The 18,649-nt window shown below is 42.9% G+C and carries 19 protein-coding genes and 2 other annotated features; of the genes, 1 reads left to right on the forward strand and 18 read right to left on the reverse strand.

The features are described from left to right. Positions 1 to 31 precede the first annotated feature (31 nt). The 16 genes from rpmA to EP737_RS09425 form a co-directional block, all read right to left on the reverse strand. Positions 32 to 322 carry a 50S ribosomal protein L27 gene (gene rpmA / locus EP737_RS09350; protein WP_129727707.1) on the reverse strand — a complete coding sequence of 97 codons (291 nt, stop codon included), beginning with the start codon at positions 320 to 322 and terminating at the stop codon, positions 32 to 34. 3 nt (positions 323 to 325) lie between these two features. Further along, a complete protein-coding gene (locus EP737_RS09355) occupies positions 326 to 670 on the reverse strand; it encodes a ribosomal-processing cysteine protease Prp (protein ID WP_129727708.1) in 345 nt (114 codons plus the stop codon). 3 nt (positions 671 to 673) lie between these two features. After that, positions 674 to 982, reverse strand: a complete 309-nt coding sequence (rplU, locus tag EP737_RS09360; protein ID WP_129727709.1) for a 50S ribosomal protein L21 — start codon at positions 980 to 982, stop codon at positions 674 to 676. 16 nt (positions 983 to 998) lie between these two features. Next, positions 999 to 1,071, reverse strand: a sequence feature (ribosomal protein L21 leader region). 68 nt (positions 1,072 to 1,139) lie between these two features. Next, entirely contained in the window at positions 1,140 to 2,540 is a 1,401-nt protein-coding gene (locus EP737_RS09365; RefSeq protein WP_129727710.1) for an Rne/Rng family ribonuclease, read from the reverse strand. Positions 2,541 to 2,961: 421 nt separating this feature from the next. Beyond that, positions 2,962 to 3,822, reverse strand: a complete 861-nt coding sequence (locus EP737_RS09370) for a M50 family metallopeptidase (RefSeq protein WP_129727711.1) — start codon at positions 3,820 to 3,822, stop codon at positions 2,962 to 2,964. Beyond that, a complete protein-coding gene (locus tag EP737_RS09375; protein ID WP_129727712.1) occupies positions 3,815 to 4,621 on the reverse strand; it encodes a M23 family metallopeptidase in 807 nt (268 codons plus the stop codon). Before EP737_RS09375 ends, EP737_RS09370 begins: the two co-directional genes overlap by 8 nt. Positions 4,622 to 4,837: 216 nt before the next feature. Continuing rightward, on the reverse strand, positions 4,838 to 5,638 hold the full coding sequence (gene minD / locus EP737_RS09380; RefSeq protein ID WP_129727713.1) for a septum site-determining protein MinD: 801 nt from the start codon (positions 5,636 to 5,638) through the stop codon (positions 4,838 to 4,840). 2 nt (positions 5,639 to 5,640) lie between these two features. Continuing rightward, the gene (minC, locus tag EP737_RS09385) at positions 5,641 to 6,324 is read right to left on the reverse strand and encodes a septum site-determining protein MinC (protein ID WP_129727714.1); all 684 of its coding nucleotides are present in this window, start codon (positions 6,322 to 6,324) and stop codon (positions 5,641 to 5,643) included. A gap of 49 nt (positions 6,325 to 6,373) precedes the next feature. Beyond that, complete coding sequence (gene mreD, locus EP737_RS09390; protein WP_129727715.1) at positions 6,374 to 6,892, reverse strand: rod shape-determining protein MreD; 519 nt, start codon at positions 6,890 to 6,892, stop codon at positions 6,374 to 6,376. A 12-nt stretch (positions 6,893 to 6,904) separates the two neighbouring features. Further along, complete coding sequence (gene mreC / locus EP737_RS09395; RefSeq protein ID WP_129727716.1) at positions 6,905 to 7,765, reverse strand: rod shape-determining protein MreC; 861 nt, start codon at positions 7,763 to 7,765, stop codon at positions 6,905 to 6,907. Between the two features lie 16 nt (positions 7,766 to 7,781). Further along, positions 7,782 to 8,801: a rod shape-determining protein gene (locus EP737_RS09400; protein WP_129727717.1), complete on the reverse strand. Its 1,020-nt coding sequence runs from the start codon at positions 8,799 to 8,801 to the stop codon at positions 7,782 to 7,784. A 158-nt stretch (positions 8,802 to 8,959) separates the two neighbouring features. Next, positions 8,960 to 9,637, reverse strand: coding sequence for a RadC family protein (radC, locus tag EP737_RS09405; protein WP_129727880.1), 678 nt, complete (start codon positions 9,635 to 9,637; stop codon positions 8,960 to 8,962). Further along, positions 9,621 to 10,214, reverse strand: coding sequence for a Maf family protein (locus EP737_RS09410; protein ID WP_129727718.1), 594 nt, complete (start codon positions 10,212 to 10,214; stop codon positions 9,621 to 9,623). Before EP737_RS09410 ends, radC begins: the two co-directional genes overlap by 17 nt. Positions 10,215 to 10,378: 164 nt before the next feature. Beyond that, positions 10,379 to 11,356, reverse strand: a complete 978-nt coding sequence (locus EP737_RS09415; protein WP_129727719.1) for a hypothetical protein — start codon at positions 11,354 to 11,356, stop codon at positions 10,379 to 10,381. Between the two features lie 254 nt (positions 11,357 to 11,610). Next, entirely contained in the window at positions 11,611 to 12,906 is a 1,296-nt protein-coding gene (locus EP737_RS09420; protein ID WP_129727720.1) for a bifunctional folylpolyglutamate synthase/dihydrofolate synthase, read from the reverse strand. Between the two features lie 67 nt (positions 12,907 to 12,973). Next, the gene (locus tag EP737_RS09425; protein WP_129727721.1) at positions 12,974 to 15,616 is read right to left on the reverse strand and encodes a valine--tRNA ligase; all 2,643 of its coding nucleotides are present in this window, start codon (positions 15,614 to 15,616) and stop codon (positions 12,974 to 12,976) included. Positions 15,617 to 15,657: 41 nt separating this feature from the next. Next, positions 15,658 to 15,882, reverse strand: a binding site (T-box leader). Positions 15,883 to 16,051: 169 nt separating this feature from the next. Between EP737_RS09425 and EP737_RS09430 the strand changes: the two genes are divergently transcribed. After that, positions 16,052 to 16,246: a hypothetical protein gene (locus EP737_RS09430; RefSeq protein WP_129727722.1), complete on the forward strand. Its 195-nt coding sequence runs from the start codon at positions 16,052 to 16,054 to the stop codon at positions 16,244 to 16,246. 199 nt (positions 16,247 to 16,445) lie between these two features. On the opposite strand, the gene ysxE is transcribed toward EP737_RS09430, so the two are convergent. Continuing rightward, a complete protein-coding gene (gene ysxE / locus EP737_RS09435) occupies positions 16,446 to 17,489 on the reverse strand; it encodes a spore coat protein YsxE (RefSeq protein ID WP_129727723.1) in 1,044 nt (347 codons plus the stop codon). A gap of 74 nt (positions 17,490 to 17,563) precedes the next feature. Continuing rightward, positions 17,564 to 18,496 (reverse strand): stage VI sporulation protein D, encoded by a 933-nt coding sequence (spoVID, locus tag EP737_RS09440; RefSeq protein ID WP_129727724.1) that lies wholly within the window; start codon positions 18,494 to 18,496, stop codon positions 17,564 to 17,566. Positions 18,497 to 18,649: the final 153 nt, after the last annotated feature.

Below are 18,649 nucleotides of genomic sequence, written 5' to 3' on the forward strand. Positions count from 1 at the left end.
TGCACTCAGGTTAGAGTTTTCCGTGAGTTTATTATGCTTCTTGAGCAACAGGATATACGCTCACTTGTTTGCGGTCACGGCCAAGACGCTCGAAGCGTACAACGCCGTCAACCTTCGCGAATAGAGTGTCGTCGCCGCCACGGCCAACGTTTACACCTGGATAAATCTTAGTACCGCGTTGACGGTAAAGGATAGATCCGCCTGTTACCAACTGACCGTCTGCACGCTTAGCGCCAAGACGCTTAGAGATGGAGTCACGACCGTTCTTTGTGCTACCTACACCCTTCTTAGATGCGAAAAACTGAAGATCTAATCTTAACATGATTTACACCTCCTGCTTGATTTCTTTTATGCGAATATATTTGCCATAGTCCATTTCGATTGTTTGTAAAGAAACGAGCATCCCTTCTAAAAGAAGCTGTGCTTTCTCAAATGAATTGTTCTCCAAATCACTTGGGAGCTCATACTTCAGAAAGCCGCCGTCCTTTCCAAGCTCGATGGTTGCCACTGCGCCTGTGAGCGCCTCCACTGCGTTAATCGAACCGAACACAACAGCTGAAGCGCCGGCACAAACAAGATCTTGTCCATGCGGTGCATAATTGGCATGTCCCTTCATCGTAAATGAACCAATAGCGTTTGTTTTTTCGCGATGTATCGTAACCTGTATCATATCTTATGCGTTGATTTTTTCAATCACAAGCTTCGTGTATGGTTGACGATGACCTTGCTTTTTGCGTTGGTTCTTTTTCGCTTTGTATTTGAAAACGATGATTTTTTTCGCGCGGCCTTCTTTCTCAACCTTCGCTGTTACAGTTGCGCCAGCTACTACTGGGCTTCCAACCTTCACGTTTTCACCACCAACAAAAAGAACTTTGTCGAAAGTAACTGTTTCACCAGCTTCAACGCCAAGCTTTTCTACGTAGATTGCTTGACCTTCTTCAACTTTGATTTGTTTTCCACCTGTTTCGATGATTGCGTACATAATTGCACCTCCTCATAAGTATACTCAGACTCGCCGCAATCGGTAGACATCTGTCTTTGAAAACCTAATGCGTGCGGTTGTAGCATATAGCCATAGGTGCTATAAACTATAACAAAAGAATCCTATCATAGATAGAAGCACTCTGTCAACATGGATTTTACAATCTTCGCTGCATAACCTCTTGTCTTGTTCCCATATGACGAATATGGCACACAGACGATGCACTATCTATAAAATATACCTCTACCGTCAAGGCCTCCTGCAGCCGACTGTCTCGGAAGATTGCCTGCACCTCTGGGCTGCACTCGACAAGGACCGCTTCGTAATCCGTCCCCTTGTAAGCAAGCAGCTCACGTTGTAAACGATACGCCTCCGTTTCAGAAGAAGAAACGAAGCCGCGACCATTACAACTTCCACATGAAGACTCAAGCATATCACGCAGCGGCTTTCTCTTCCGCTTTCTTGTTACCTCTAAAATGCCAAGTGCGGTGAATCCGAACACCCTTGTTGGCGTATGATCTCGCTTTAAAGCAGATATCAATAGATTACGCACGGTTTCTTTATCATGCTCATTCTTCATATTAATAAAATCAATTAAAATCATGCCGCCAATATCACGAAGCCGCAACTGCCTTGCAATTTCTATAGCAGCCGCCTCATTCGTTTTTCTCACCGTATCCTGCAGCGTTTGCTTACCTGTAAATTTTCCTGTATTTACATCAATAACTGTCATCGTTTCTGTTTGCTCAATTAGAAGATATGAACCATTTTCAAGCCACACAATTTTTTTTAATGCCTTCTCGATTTCATGCTCGACGCCGTAGGAGTGGAATATGTTTTCTTTTCCGGTATACAAAGTAACGCGCTCCTTACTGACTCTTTCAGCGAGCTCACGTACGCTCAAGCGATCATCAACAATGATATGGGAAACGGTTTCTGTTGGAATCTCCCGGAACAGACGGGCAAACAACGATTGTGAGGAGTAGAGAAGAAATGGTATCTTCTCTTGACTGCTTTCCTGAAGCTCCTCAGCTGTGTGACGAAGCTCCTCCATCTCAGCTTGCACATGTGCAATAGGAGCCGTTTCGCAGGCGGAACGAAACACAAAGCCTCCCTGTTTTCCGAGCTGCAGTAATTCATTTCGCTTTCCTTCGTTTCGAATTTTTTTGGATACCGCAGAATATGAGTCAGATGGGATATAAACAACATATTTTCCTGGGAACTCTATCTTAGTTGTAACCTTCGGACCCTTTGTATCCATAGCTTCCTTCACAACCTGCACAATAATTTGCTGTCCTTGATGCACTAGCTGGCTGATGGATGCCCCCTCTGTAAAGGATAGAAGATCCTCGCGGCGGAGATATGCGTGCTTTTCCATTCCAATATCCACAAACGCAGCCTGCATGCCCGGCAATACATTGACAACACGCCCCCGATATATATTCCCGACAATCTCTTCCTTGTTAGGGCGATGTAAAAAAAGCTCTGCCAGCTTGCCGTCCTCTTCTACCGCAATACGTTTTTCTTCTCCAAGCAGATTCATATATAGCGTTCTCACTTTTTTACCTCTTTTCTTCTTGTCTAGCGGATGTGAACAGACTGTATCCGCTTTTCCTTTGACACTTTAAAAGTATACATTTTGCCCAAGGGCAGGGCCCGCCAATCGGCGAGTTTTCTTTACACTGTAAGAACATATAAATTTCTAGCTGGAAGATCATTCGACGTAGCGAGAAATTTTAGGAATACAGTATAAGAGCAACTACGCCTCTGTCTTCGCCCAAGGGCAGGGCCCGCCAATCGGCGAGTTTTCTTTACACTGTAAGAACATATAAATTTCTAACTGGAAGATCATTCGACGTAGCGAGAAATTTTAGGAATACAGTATAAGGGCAACTACGCCTCTGTCTTCGCTCAAGGGCAGGGCTCGCTAATCGGCGAGTTTTCTTTACCATACAAAAAGGCTAGTGTCTGCGTCAACACTAGCTAATAAGTTCTCCTATTGAGGAGCTGATTCGCTTTTCTGTGAAATATGCGTATAGCAGCTCATTTTCGTCTAACGTATATTGCTGCCGTTCCTTCCCTTTAATAACAACCGAATGCTTATATCCCCGGCGGAATTGCATGAATACGGTATAAAGCGGATCATTTGCATTAGCGTTAATGAGAGTGAGCTTTTCAATATCCCGTTTTTTCCCATAGTAACGCTCTAATAAAAAACGAACGAAGATATATTGTCGTTGCTTCCATTCTAAGTATAGAGACACGGCTAAAAAAATGACAACAATCCACATCGTTACATTAGAAGCATTCCAAAGGAGAGCGGCAACCGTTAGGCCTAGGAAACAAGCTCCAGACGTAAGAAGCGTTAAGCGATGTGCCTGCAAAAATGGAACGAAGGCCGAGTAAATATTTAATACAAGCTTTCCGCCATCAAGCGGCCAAATTGGGAGAAGATTAAAAAAGAAAATAGTCATATTATTCCACATAAAAAAAGAGTAGGATGCTTCTGAAATCCAACCTCCAGTGTATAAACCATAAACCGCTAAGCCCATCCAAATATGCTGAAGAGGCCCCGCTAACACAACAATGCATTCTTCCTTTAAAGGCTTGTTGCCGTGCTCCTCAAGCTCTGCCACTCCACCGAACGGCAACAGCTGAATTCTTTTAATCCGCCAGCGGAAATGAGCAGCTGCTAGACCATGTCCTAGCTCATGCACTAATACAATTCCAAATAACACAAGCAGCTCCTTAAAATGAGCAGTCAATACTCCGATTGCTATCAAAGCCCAAAACAATGGATGAATCGTCACCTTTGTGAATGTCTCTATATATCTATTCAAATGATATCACCTGAATCGGATCAATAAATTGGTTCTCCTTCTTCAAAGCAAAATAAAAGGTACCTGATTTTCCGTCTTCACTGTTTGCGACTACACCGATTTTTTGCTTTTGTTTTACATAATCATAAAGTGCGACTGTTGCTTCTGATAAATTGCCGTACCATGATTCTGTTCCGTCAGCATGCTGAATGATAATTGTATTTCCGAGTCCTTCTTTCTTCCCCACAAATACAGCCACCCCTTCATTCATAGCATCTACCGGGGCATTAATGTTTGTTTGTACAAACACGCCTTGCCCGTTCGCTTTAAAGCTTTGCAACACCTTTCCAGACGCAGGCACAGCATAGTTCTTCTCCTTCTGCGTTGATTGCGTCTGAGAAGTTGGCAGCAAAGTAAGCGGCTTGCCAAATTGCTGCTCATACCAATTAGAAACGGTAGCAAATTGAAATTCCTCTTGCATGGCCTTTTGGACAACTGTACGAGCCTGTTCTAAAGACGGATTATTACTTTTAAACACAATACCTGTCCCTAGCACAAGAGCAACGGAACAGAGCAGCTGCATGAGAAACACTTCCTTTCGAAATAACGAACGTGTCTCCTCCTTTGGTTCCTCAAACACAACATGTCCAAACTCATCTCCAAACTCATCTCCAAACTCTGCTTCCCCTTCACCTAGTTCTGGAAACAGTTCTTCTACTTGTTCAAAGGGTGCATAACGCTGCTGCTCCACATGTCGCTGTTGTTCCGCTTTTCGCTTAGCAATTCTCTTACGAATGTCTTCAATTTTCCTTTTCCGCATGCTGTCCCCTTCCTCATTTACATAGTTTGTACATATGTATGAGTTGTCCAGAGGAGATATTCGTCTCAGCATAGACCTTTTTTAAAGCGAACATGTCCTAGTTGCACTTATACTGTATTCCTAAAATTTCCGACTACGTTGAATTCACTTCCAACTGGAAATTTATACTTATTTAAAGTATAAAAGAAAAACATCCCGCGCTTGTCCGCGAGATGTTTAGCGAATACCAAAAAATTTCTTCACTTTTGTTAAAACTGTCCCTTTTTCTTGCTCCAATGATTGAAGAGGGACAGACTCTCCAAGCAATCTGCGAGCAATATTGCGATATGCTATAGAAGCTTTGCCATTCGGAATAAGAGCTACTGGTTCTCCCTTATTTGTAGCCTTGATAACTTCTTCATCGTCCTCAACGATCCCAATTAACTCAATAGAAAGGGTTCGCACAATTTCATCTACATCGAGCATCTCTTGATTTTTCAGCATATGACTGCGAACGCGGTTAATAATAAGCTTAGGAGGCTCAATTTCTTCATTTTTTTCTAACAGTCCGATGATACGGTCTGCATCGCGCATAGAAGAAACCTCAGGTGTTGTGACAACGATCGCCTTGTCAGCTCCTGCAACAGCATTCTTAAAGCCTTGCTCAATTCCGGCTGGACAGTCGATTAATACGTAATCAAAATCTTGGCGGAGCTGACGAATAATATCAATCATCTGCTCTGGTGTGACCGCTGACTTATCGCTCGTTTGGGCAGCAGGCAACAAGTATAATTCTTCAAATCGTTTGTCCTTAATCAAAGCCTGCGGCAAACGGCAGCGGCCTTCCACTACGTCTACAAGGTCAAACACAATACGGTTTTCTAGTCCCATCACGACATCCAAGTTGCGGAGTCCGATGTCTGTATCGACAAGGCAGACCTTTTTGCCGGATAAAGCGAGGGCTGTTCCAAGATTTGCAGAGCTCGTTGTTTTCCCGACTCCGCCTTTTCCAGATGTAATAACAATTGCCTCTCCCACAGCTATATGATTCCCCTTTCTAACCTTGTTAAATTAGGTCTGAGGTGAGTAAGAATTTGAATGCGGTCGACCATAATTTGGTTGTTTTGGTTAACATATGCGCATTCCATTTCGTTCTCTTTCCCTTTATAATCGGGGGTTCGATTCGTCACATCACTAATTCGGAGCTGTAACGGATTCATGATTGACGCTGCGATAACAGCTTGCTTATCACCGGAATATCCAGCATGGGCAATACCTCGTAAAGCCCCGATAATAAAGATATTACCGCCAGCAATGACGGTTCCTCCCGGATTCACATCCCCGATTAATAGTAAGTCCCCTTTTACATGAAGAACTTGACCGGAGCGAATAATTCTCGTAACAGATGCAATCTCTGTCTCCCGTTTCCACTCTAATGCCTGTTCCTTTGTGACTACGTTACTTTCCACTTCGTTGACTACAAGATTCTTTTTATTTCGAACAAGAGTACGCAGAGCTTCCTCCTGCTTTCCTGTCAAATAGCGGTTGCCCACCTTTACATGCACTTCAATCAGTGAGCGTTCACCGCTATCATATAACGCTGTAGACAACCGCTCCTCAAGCTCTTGTAATAACTCGTCAAAAGAACAGGTATCATCAAGATGTAACGTTAAACCGTCCTTTGTTCCTTTAATTGTTACATATGGTTGCTTTCGTTCCTTCACTAACGCTCACCCCACCGATTCATTTCGACACAAAGTCAGAAAATCCTTTTTATTTTTCTTCTCTCGCCTCAGCAAGACGCAAGAAATATTTTTTCAGCGGGACACAAAACAGCAGTAAAAATATACCGTTTAAAACGAGAGTAGCAAGGATTCGCTTTTCAAAAAATATGCCCGGCGTCAAATCCACTTGCCCAAGTAGCAGCAGCAATCCATACACCGCGTATTCTAAAGCTGTAACTCCTACTAATACCAGTACTGAGACTATGAATACATTGACCTGCAAAATTCTCATTGCATTAATAACCAGATAAGTCAATACAGGATAAAGAAATAAGTAAATACCAATAAGTTCCGTATTTACAACATCAAACAAAAAACCGAACAATAAAGAAAAATATACAGCCTGTAACGAATGATAATATATAGCTATAAAGAATAGCACGATAATCAAAAAGTGAGGAACCGCTATGCTCCCTTTCCATAGGAAATCTGCAGGAAAACTAAAGGAAAATACATTCTCAAGCAAAAAGACAGCGACAAGAAACAGGGAAAGAATCCATTTTTGCATTTGTTTCTCCCCCTACTCTTGCAGCTCTGCTTCTGCTGTAGGCATCGTCCGTTTTACTACTATAACATGATCGATATCATTTAAATCAGCAGCAGGTTTGACATAAGCAGTTTGTGTTAAGCCATACTCATCCGGCGTTACATCAGTAATTTGCCCGATAACAAGCCCTCTTGGAAAAATGCCGCCAAGACCAGATGTTTCAACGTACTGCCCCTTCTTTACCTGTGCATCTGATGGAATTTTTGTAAAGATGAGCATCTGCTTTTCTGTATCATATCCTTCAATTAAGCCAAATACTTTTTCATCGCCCTGCGCAACGGCGGAAATACGATTTGTACGATTTAAGGAACTAAGTAGCTCAACCGTAGAGGTAAACTGCGATACACTCTTTATCTTGCCTATGAGCCCTTTTTCTGTAATAACCGCCATATCCTTTTTCACACCTTGCTGCTCTCCCTTATCAATTGCAACTAAATCATACCATTTATCAGGGTTCCGTCCAATGATTGTGGCTTGCAATGGGTTATAATCATCAAGAGAATCTTTTTTCCCTAAAATAGCCCGCAGCTCTTCGTTATCCTGCTGTAAATTCTTAACATCCACTGAAAGCTTCGCATACTTATCCAACTTTTCCTTTAGCAGTTGGTTTTCTTCATATGTATGTTTGATATCTTCAATACTCTCGAAAAAACCCGCCACAGCGTGCGCAGGTTTTTCCAAGACCCGTTCCATTACTCCAACTGTATCCTGTATAAATTGCTCCGGCCAAGTTAACCGTTGCCTCTCTTTTAAGGAAATACCGATTAGTGCTACAAGAAGGATAATGCTTACTAATAAAACGATCAACCGTTTGTTTAAGAAAAACTGCGGCACACTTACACCCTCTTAATCAGCTTAGTTTTGTTTTAAACAAATCGATATTATCAAGCGCTTTTCCTGTTCCGATTGCCACGCAGTCAAGAGGATTTTCTGCTACAAGCACAGGCATTTTTGTTTCGTCACTAATGACCTTGTCCAAATTGCGAAGCAGCGCTCCTCCACCTGTTAATACAATACCGCGATCCATAATGTCTGCTGCCAACTCAGGAGGTGTCTTCTCAAGTGTATTCTTTACAGATTCAACGATGGCCGCCACCGTATCCTTCAACGCATCTGCGATTTCCTCTGCTCGAATCAATACTGTCTTCGGCAATCCTGTAATCAGGTCACGTCCACGGATTTCTATCGGTTCAATGCCCTCTCCAGTACCAGCAGAACCAACTTCCAGCTTCAACGTTTCAGCTGTCCGCTCACCAATCATCAAATTATAATTCTTCTTAATATACTGGATAATTGCTTCATCCATCTCATCACCTGCTACGCGAATCGATTGACTCGTTACAATTCCGCCGAGCGAGATAATCGCTACTTCTGTTGTACCGCCACCGATATCTACGACCATGCTGCCAGTCGGTTCCCATACAGGTAAATTTGCACCAATTGCTGCCGCAAACGGCTCTTCAATCGGATACGCATCACGTGCACCAGCCTGACGTGTCGCATCAATTACAGCTCTCTTCTCTACAGCTGTAATTCCAGATGGCACACAAACCATCACATATGGTTTGCGCGAAAAGAAACCGTTCGATTTTTGTGCTTGTCTAATATAATATTTCATCATCGTTGCTGTTGTTTCATAATCTGCAATTACACCGTCTCGCATCGGGCGAAGTGCCACAACATTTCCTGGTGTACGTCCGATCATTTGCTTAGCATCGTTACCGACTGCCACGATTTGCTTTGTATCCGTCTGCATCGCGACAACGGAAGGCTCGCGCACAACAACACCTTTTCCCTTCACGTATACTAATGTATTTGCAGTTCCTAAGTCTATTCCGAGATCACGAGTAAAGCCACCTAATCCTAACATATGTGTATCTTCCTTTCCAAAACGAAAATACTTTCCTTATTTTTATTTATATATTTAAAAACAACACGTTTCTATCTATATCTTTCTTTATTGTTCGCTAAACCCTATAAAAAACTCATAAAATACATTATAAAACAAAACAAAAAAAATGGATAGACTTAAATATAACCTTTTTCCTTTAAACTAACAAAGCGATGCTCTCCGATGATAATATGATCAAGCAAATCAACACCCATGATCTTTCCGCATTCTGCTAATCTTTTTGTCACTTCGATATCTTCACGGCTCGGGGCCGGATCGCCTGAGGGGTGGTTATGAAGGCATATAATAGAGGCAGCAGAGCGGCGAAACGCTTCGCGAAAGACCTCGCGTGGATGTACTATGGAGGCATTTAAACTGCCGATAAACACCGTTTGCCTGTGCATTACTTGATTTTTTGTATTTAAATATAAACAGACGAAATGCTCCTGCTGCAGAAAGCGCATCTCCTCCATCATATAGTTTGCACAATCCTCCGGGCTGCGGATGCTATAGCGCTCCTTGTATTCAATCCGTACCATTCTGCGCCCCAGCTCAAAGGCTGCAATGAGCTGCGCTGCTTTTGCAATCCCGATGCCATTTATATTTGTCAGCTCCTCCACTGTTGCGTCTTTTAGCATCCGAAGACCATCAAAATGATGTAAAATACGACCTGCAAGCGCTAAAACAGACTCCTCCTTTGTTCCCGTTCTTAATAAAACAGCAAGCAGCTCTGTATTAGACAAGCTGCTTACCCCCTCTATCAATAAACGTTCCCTTGGCTGATCATCCTTTACTACATCACGAATCTGGTTTATACGCATCGTTCCCCTCCCATATAAAAGATCGGAGCTCACGTACAATACGTGCCACTGGAAGACCGACAACCGAGTAATAATCACCATTAATTTTCTTAACTAGCGTGGCGCCCTTTCCTTGAATGCCGTAGCTCCCTGCCTTATCAAGAGGCTCTCCTGTTTCGACATATGCTTGTATTTCCTCTTCAGATAATTTCCAAAATGTTACCTCTGTTCGTTCATAAAAAGTAAAGGTTTCACCCTCGGAAATGAGCGCTACTCCAGTATACACCTCATGTATGTTGCCTGATAAAAGGCGCAGCATTTCCACGGCTTCTTCCTTACTGTTTGGTTTTCCTAGCATCCGTGCGCCGTATGTTACAATTGTGTCTGCTCCTAACACAACAGCATGAGGATAATGCCGTGCAACATCGGCTGCCTTTTGCGCCGCTAGGGACATCACAACCTCTGCCGGAGACGCGGTTTCTTCAATCTTTTCCTCTACCTCGCTCACATGAATTTCAAATGGAATTTGCACAAGCTCTAGCAGCTCCTTACGTCTTGGGGATGCCGAAGCTAAGATAAGGGGTTTTGTCATCCTATCACCTTTCCTATGTTGTTTTAGAAGGAAGATACGCTTGTATCGTATCAAATATACAACTTCCTCTCAATTTTACAAAATGTCACTTTATTCATCGATTTCTGCGAATCTCGTCTTAGAAAACAAAAAAGGAAAGAAGGATTCTTTCTTCTTCCCGTTCGTTATGAGTCCTTTCCTGTGAGAACTGTCTCATAGGAAACAAGTCCGTCCAACAAAAGCTGCTGCAGCTTTACAAACGTCTTTTCATCTTTTGTTTCCTTATATTCCTGCAGAGCATCGCAGGAAAGAGACACGTACGTAAGCAGCTTTTTCACTTCAGCCTTCTCGACAGACTTCCCCTCCTTGGTAAGCTCCTTCACACTTTTATCCAGCTCACTCCACTGCTCATTGCTGATTTTCCCTGCCGTATACACAGTTGAAGTTTGCTCAATAAGAGTACGAAGTGACTTCTCAGTTTTGCCTATCAGTCCCTCATATTTTTTGAATGCTGCCGGTACCTGTTTATCTGTGAGAACCCGCCGCTTTTCCAGTACAGCAAAACCCTTCGCTTTATAGGAGGCGGTGAGTTTCTTCGCTCCTTTTTCATCATTCGCTATGCCGATAAACAAAAAGGTTTTTCCATCAGAGTTGATGAGAGCCCCCGGCATTCCCTTTTTCTTCATATCATCTAGTGCTGCTTGTCCCCTTTCCGCTGTGGAAAACACATTTCCTTGTATAACATACACAGCAAGCTCCTCTAATGCTGCAGATTGCTGCGTTTGTTGCTCCGAGGATTTCGTTTGCTTCTCTGCAGGAGCAGTTGTTGTTGTAGAAGTTACACTAGCCGCTGCTGGCATGCTTTTTTCTTCCTTCGTACCATCTAACACATGTAATACTCCAAAGCCAAAGCCTGTCCCAAGCAAAATTGCCGTTCCAACAGTGAGAATCATCTGCTTACGGCGCCCTTTCCTTTTTTTCGGCTCTACTGAAAGTTCATTCCCTGCACGAAATGGTACTACATTATGCTGTAAAATTTGCTCGGAAGGAAGCATCCATTGGAACTCCTCCTGCGGGGGAGCATCTTGCTTTGTCGGCTCCTCCTTATAGTTTGTTTCGGTACCGTTCACTTTAATTAAGATTTTTGGAGAACGCTTGTCCATGGCTTCATCCCCTTCTTATTGCTTTTTAGAATGGTAGCACAGTTCTTCTAAAAAAGAACATGAGATTTGTCAGGAGAAGGAAAATCATTTTCGTCAATTTGTTTCATATTTCTATGTTTATTCTCACATAACGCTTAGCAGAACAAAGAAAAAGAAAAGATTAAGCATTATTCCTAAAATTTCTCGCTACGTCGAATTGGCTTCCAGCTAGAAATTTATACTTTCTTACAATGCAAAAAAGCAGACAGCTTGCGCTATCTGCTTTCTGTTATATATTTACGAACACCGGAAATAAAATAGAGTGAACCTGTAATCAGAAACAAATCCTCCTCTGTAAGAATCGGTTTAATTTTGTCTATAGCTTCTTTCCAATCCTGATATATCTCCTTTTGTTCCATGCTGCAATGCTTGGCTAACAGCTCTGGTGAAATAGCACGAGGAAAATCGAAGGTTGTAAATACCATACGATCCGCGATTGTCTCAAGTCCTGCTACCATTTCAGCTATTTTTTTATCCCCAAGTGCACTGAACAATACCGTTATACGTTTATCAGCATAATGAGACTGTACCGTTTGCACAAGGCTAGTGATTCCTTCCGGGTTATGAGCACCATCGATTACGATCCGAGGGTGATCAGACAGCTGCTCAAAACGGCCCAGCCAAAAGGCTTTCTTTAATCCATGATGAATGTCCTCATCCTTCACCAAAAATGATTGATATGTTTTTAAATAATACACCGCCATTAATGCAAGCGCAGCATTTTGTACCTGATGTGTTCCCTTCATCGTAATGCTTAAGTTTTCCATAATACCAAACGGGCTTTCGAAAGTGAATGTTTCTCCATCCGCTGTCGATTGCGTATGCCCTGCAGAAAACTCTTTACCGAGCGTATACACCTTCGCGCGTCTTTTCTGTGCCTCTTCCGCAATCACCGCAAGAGCCTCCTGTTGGGAAACGCCAGTTATAACAGGTACGCCGGATTTAATGATGCCTGCCTTTTCTGATGTGATTTCTTCAAGTGTTTCTCCCAACACATGCATATGATCATATCCAATTGTTGTGATGATAGATAGGACAGGATATATAACATTCGTCGAATCAAGACGTCCCCCAAGCCCTGTTTCCAGTAGGACAATATCACACGGATTGATCTTGCCGAAGTAATAAAAGGCCATAACAGTTAAAATTTCAAATTCGGTTGCCGCTCCGAATTCCGTTTCATCCAAAGCTTCTGCAATAGGCTTCACGATACGTACAAGTTCTGCAATGTCCTCGTTTGGAATTGGCGTTCCGTTTATGCTAATACGTTCATTAAAACTTTCAATATACGGTGAAGTAAACGTACCAACCTTATATTCTGCTTGCTCTAAGATCGAGCGTATATATGTAAGTGTGGAGCCTTTTCCATTTGTACCGGCAAGATGAACGCATGTAATTCTTCTCTCTGGGTTGTCCAATTGCTGAAGCATCCAGTTCATCCGTTCTAATCCTGGCTTAATGCCGAACTTTAATCGGTTGTGGATCCAACTTACCGCTTCTTCATATGTCATCCTAGTCTCCTTTCTGAAAAAAGCGAACCCGGGCTTCACATCTGTCTTGCCGGGTTCGCATATCAGCTTATTTTTTTAATTCTGCCAAACGCTGACGAACCGCCTCACGTTTTTCTGTATAATCCTGCTGCTTCTTGCGTTCTTCTTCAATTACCTGAGCAGGTGCCTTTTTCACGAAGCCTTCATTGCTAAGCTTCTTCTGCACACGCTCTACTTCACTGTCTAAGCGTTTCAGCTCTTTTTCAAGACGGGCGATTTCCTCGTCTAAGTTAATTAAATCCTCAAGAGGCAGGAATAGCTCCGCTCCTGTGATAACTGCTGTCATACATTGCTCTGGCGCTTGTACATCTGTTTCAATCACGAGCTCGCTCGGGTTACAGAAACGCTCAATGTAGGAGCTGTTTTTCTGAAGACTTGCAAGAGTTGCCTCGTCCTTCGCCTTAATGTACAATTGAACCTTTTTACTAAGCGGCGTATTTACTTCCGCGCGAATATTGCGTACAGAACGAATGATTTCCACAAGCTGACGCATTTGCTCCGCCGCTTCCTTATCCGCTAAATCCTCACGAATTGTCGGCCACTGCGCTACCGTAATCGATTCGCCTTCATGCGGAAGGTGCTGCCAAATTGTTTCTGTTACAAACGGCATGAACGGATGAAGCAGCTTCATCGTTCCTTCAAGTACATATGCAAGTACGGAACGAGTTGTTTTCTTTGCGGCTTCCTCTTCACCGTAAAGCGGAAGCTTCGCCATTTCAATGTACCAGTCACAGAAGTCATCCCAAATAAAGTTGTACAGCGCACGGCCGACTTCGCCGAGCTCATACTTATCAAGATTTTTCGTCACGCTCTCAATTGTTTCATTAAAGCGCGTTAAAATCCATTTATCCGCAACGGACATCTCACCCGTTAAATCTAGTTCCTGATATGTCATGCCGTTCATGTTCATTAACACGAAGCGGGATGCATTCCAAATCTTATTAATAAAGTTCCAAGTAGATTCTACCTTTTCGATACTAAAGCGTAAGTCTTGACCTGGTGCACTTCCTGTAGATAGGAAGAATCGAAGTGAGTCAGCACCATACTGCTCAATCACATCCATCGGGTCTACCCCGTTTCCAAGCGATTTGCTCATCTTGCGACCTTGCGCGTCACGAACTAAGCCATGGATCAGTACATCGTTGAACGGACGTTGACCTGTAAACTCAAGACCTTGGAAAATCATGCGTGATACCCAGAAGAAAATAATATCATAGCCTGTTACCAGAACATCAGTTGAGTAATAACGCTTAAAGTCTTCAGAGTCTTTATCAGGCCAGCCAAGCGTTGAAAACGGCCAAAGCGCTGAGCTGAACCAAGTATCAAGAACATCATTATCCTGCTCCCAATTCTCAGAATCAGCAGGCGGGTTTGTATCTACATACACTTCCCCTGTTTCTTTATGATACCAAGCCGGAATACGGTGTCCCCACCAAAGCTGACGGGAAATACACCAATCACGGATGTTTTCCATCCAGTGCAAGTATGTTTTCTCAAAGCGCTCCGGCACAAAGTTTACCTTTTCCTCCTGCTGCTGAAGCTTGATCGCCTCATCCGCTAACGGCTGCATTTTCACAAACCATTGTGTTGATAAATACGGCTCTACAACAACACCGCTGCGCTCACTATGACCAACGGAATGTGTATGCTCTTCAATTTTGACAAGTACACCCTGCTCTTGTAAATCTTTCACAAGCTGCTTGCGGCATTCAAAGCGGTCCATTCCTTGATATACTCCAGCATTTGCGTTCATTGTGCCGTCCTCATTCATGACAAGGATACGCGGCAAGTTATGACGATTTCCAATTTCAAAATCGTTCGGGTCATGAGCTGGCGTAATTTTTACAGCGCCAGAGCCAAATTCCATATCTACATAATCATCGCCGACAATCCGGATTTCACGGCCAACGATTGGAAGCACTGCTGTTTTACCAATTAAATGCTGGTAGCGTTCATCTTCCGGATGAACCGCAATCGCTGTATCACCGAGCATCGTTTCTGGACGAGTCGTTGCAACTTCAATGTAGCCAGATCCATCAGAAAGCGGGTAACGCATATGATAGAATGCCCCTTGTACATCCTTATAAATAACCTCAATATCAGACAAGGCCGTGCGTGTTGCCGGATCCCAGTTAATGATATATTCACCTCGGTAAATGAGACCCTTTTTATATAAAGTAACAAATACATGGCGTACTGCTTCGGATAATCCTTCATCCAGCGTAAAGCGTTCGCGGGAATAATCAAGACCTAGGCCAACCTTCGCCCATTGTGCGCGAATATGGGATGCATATTCTTCCTTCCACTCCCATGCCTTTTCCAAGAACTTTTCACGTCCAAGGTCATAGCGCGTTACTCCTTCCTCACGCAGCTTCGCTTCTACCTTTGCCTGTGTCGCAATACCGGCATGATCCATACCAGGAAGCCATAGCACATCATAACCTTGTAATCTCTTTGCACGCGTTAAAATGTCCTGCAGCGTTGTATCCCAGGCGTGCCCTAAATGAAGCTTACCCGTTACGTTTGGCGGTGGAATTACAATTGTGTATGGCTGTTTCTCAGCTTCGCCCTTTGCTTCAAAATATTTTCCTGCAAGCCACCATTCATAGCGGCCTTCTTCTACGGATTTATGGTCGTATTTCGTTGGTAAATTATTGTCCGTATTTGTCATATAAATTCCTCCTTCTCAAAATAAAAAACCCCACTCATCCAGAAAAGGACGAATGGAGTTATATTCGCGGTACCACCTTTTTTTGCAAGCGAAGGCTTGCACACTTTATCTGGTAACGGGTTACACCCGGCTTCCTCTACTGTAATATTCAAAGAAGCAGCTCAAGGGCGACCTTCCGACGCTGTCATCTAAGAAATCTCCCAGCTGCTGATTTCTCTCTCTGAAAGATGCAAACACATCGTACTCTTCCCTATCTAAGCATTTTGTTATTATTTTATACAAACTATAGTCTAAAAAAAGAAAGTGCAATCGTCAATAAGCTTTGCCAAGTTTTTTGTAATATATGCAGAAAATCGAAAAAAGTGCACGAAATGCACACTAGGTGTTTACCCCGCATAGGGTACTATAAACCCGTTATTTTCGGAGGAATGCAGAATGCGACGACTTAAACGTACTTATAATTTCGCAACACCCGGCTGGATGCGGAATATTCAAACCCTGCTATATGACTTCATCATTCCGCTCACAGTCTTTCAAGGTATTCGAACATTGCTGTTCCCTACGTTTTTGGATTTTATCTTATTGATTGTTTTTATTGGCTTGACGATTAAAATGCATTTCCAAGCATAAGCACGGCAGCATAGATTCCTGAATCTGTACTTAGCAAACATACAGAAAGCTCGCCGACTGGCGATCCCTGCTCCCCGAGCAAAGACAGAGGCGTAGTTGTACTTATACTTTATTCCTAAAATTTCTCGCTACGTCGAATTGTCTTCCTGTTCGAAATTTATATCTTTTAAAGTGTAAAACCTCTCCGGCTGGAGAGGTTTTATGTTTGCTGCTGACTTTGCTCAGCTTGATGCTCTGCTGCTTGAATTTGGGATACAAAGTATTCAGTATTACTTACCAGCCAATGGGTTTGCTGAAGATTCTTCACAAATTGCAATTCATTTCGTTTATCCCGCTGTTCCCCATTTTTCACATAGCGGGCAATTTGCCTGATAAAGTTTTGTGGATACGCCAGATAAGCAAGCATCAGCTTTTTTTCTTCTTTTGTATAGGGAAAGTGCTTCTGATACACTTGATACCATTCATAGCGGTCATTTCTTGCAATGGGGTATGTGTTAAACGAACGCTGATAAAATTGTACAAGATCCTGTATCGGTGTGGAAAACTGTGAATTTTCCAAGCTAATAAAATAACCGTTTCGCTCATGATCAAACAAAAAATGACTTTGAGACACGTTTCCATGAATTAAAGAGATTCGTGTCGTTTCCTTTTCCTTCATGAGCTCTTGCCATTCCTCCAGCTGCTTTGCAGCAAACTCATGTGCACGTAAAACATGGTGATAATACGTACAATATTGCAGCTCTAACGGAGACATATACCACTTCGCTTCAGATTGCGTCAGAAACGTATCAAGCATATCGCGATCCTGCTCCCAACGTCCTGACAGCGCGTTATAATGACTGTCAATGGTTTCCTCTGTAATACTTTCTTCCTTCACTGTCTTTTGATGCATAGCAGCAAGGGTTTGAAACATCTGATGGTAATGGTCGTTCTCCTCACCCTTTTGTTCTGCGCTGTCAAGCCAAGGCATTAAATAGTACTGATGTTGTCCGTCCGATAAGAAATACTCTCCGTCGCTTGCATGATATACAGGCGCGTAATTTGTAAATCCCTTCTCAGAAAGAAGGCGAAGATGGTGTACAAAATTGCTCCGTTCAAGTCGGCTCGGACTCAGCCTCTTTAACGCATAAGGACCCTGGTTTGTATAAACCTTTAACACACTTCCATGCTCTTCTAAATGTTCCGGATTCAAACGATACATTTGTAAAAGAGGTTCATATTGCTCTCTCACTGCTGTTTCCATATAATGATGACCCCTTCTAACAGGATGGGCGTAAAGAAAAACTGGGGCGTCTTAATTAGCTACCAACATAAGCATCATGATGATTTAGACTTTGTTTTTGATACTGGAACATATAAGACCTGACCTTGTGAAACATATAGGTCATCTAGCTGATTGATACGCGCCAGATGCTGGAGATTTGTATCGTACCGCTCTGCAATCGATTCGACTGTATCGCCCGGTTGCACAAAATACATGCGCAGCTTCGTAAATTGCTCTTCCTGATTCCTTCCGAATAATCTTGTTAGATATAGTGCATTTTCATCACGGCTGGAATACGCAAATTCCTCCTTACCCTCTTCAGAAGCAGGCGGCTGCTTTGTCTCCTCAGCACGACCAAACAACTCAACCTGCATAACAGGTTCTTCCCTTTCTACTTCTTCTAGCACAGGCTCTTTACGCACTTCAAATTCAAAAGGCTCAAAAACATCCTCTTCCTCCTGTACAAAGGCAGGAGCGGCATACTGATCTTCCAATTCCTCCAATAATTCTTCCTGTTCTTCTACTCGTCCCTCGATTTGCTCCTCCGCAGTTGCTTGGTCGGTTAGCCCATAGATTGCAATATCAGCAAGAAGCTGTAAACAGCCCTGTTCTGGAAGTTCATAATCAAACATTTCAATCTCTACATATAAATCATCCGCCTGCTTCACACGAGAGCGCGGAATCGAAATTTCTAAAGGAAACGAGTGCGATAATTCATTTACGCCATCCTCTCGTACATGTACATAATCGACCGTACGTACAGGAGATAGTTCACGCAATGAGAAGGATGCTTCCTCACTGTCCTGCGGAATATATTCTCCAGTTAGCTGTAATTGCCCCTTTACAACAATTTCATAATCTCTATCCTGTACCACAATGTCTGGATCAAGCGCGATGGAAAGCAATTGCTCAACTTCCTGTCCCTTTTGGAACCATACCGATTCTTTTAAGGAAAAGCTAAGTGATGTTTGATGATCTGCTGCCATTTTGAGTTCCCCCTCTCAAACGTATATGACATTACAGGTTTATGTGCAAAATGGAGGTTTTATGATAAAGAAAATCAACAATGTTCCTTAACAGAGACTCATAAAAAAAGAGCTAACCTAATCCGTCTTCCTCAGACGATTATTAGATTAGCT

It is taken from the genome of Ectobacillus funiculus (assembly GCF_004138295.1).
GTDB classification, from domain to species: domain Bacteria; phylum Bacillota; class Bacilli; order Bacillales; family Bacillaceae_G; genus Ectobacillus; species Ectobacillus funiculus.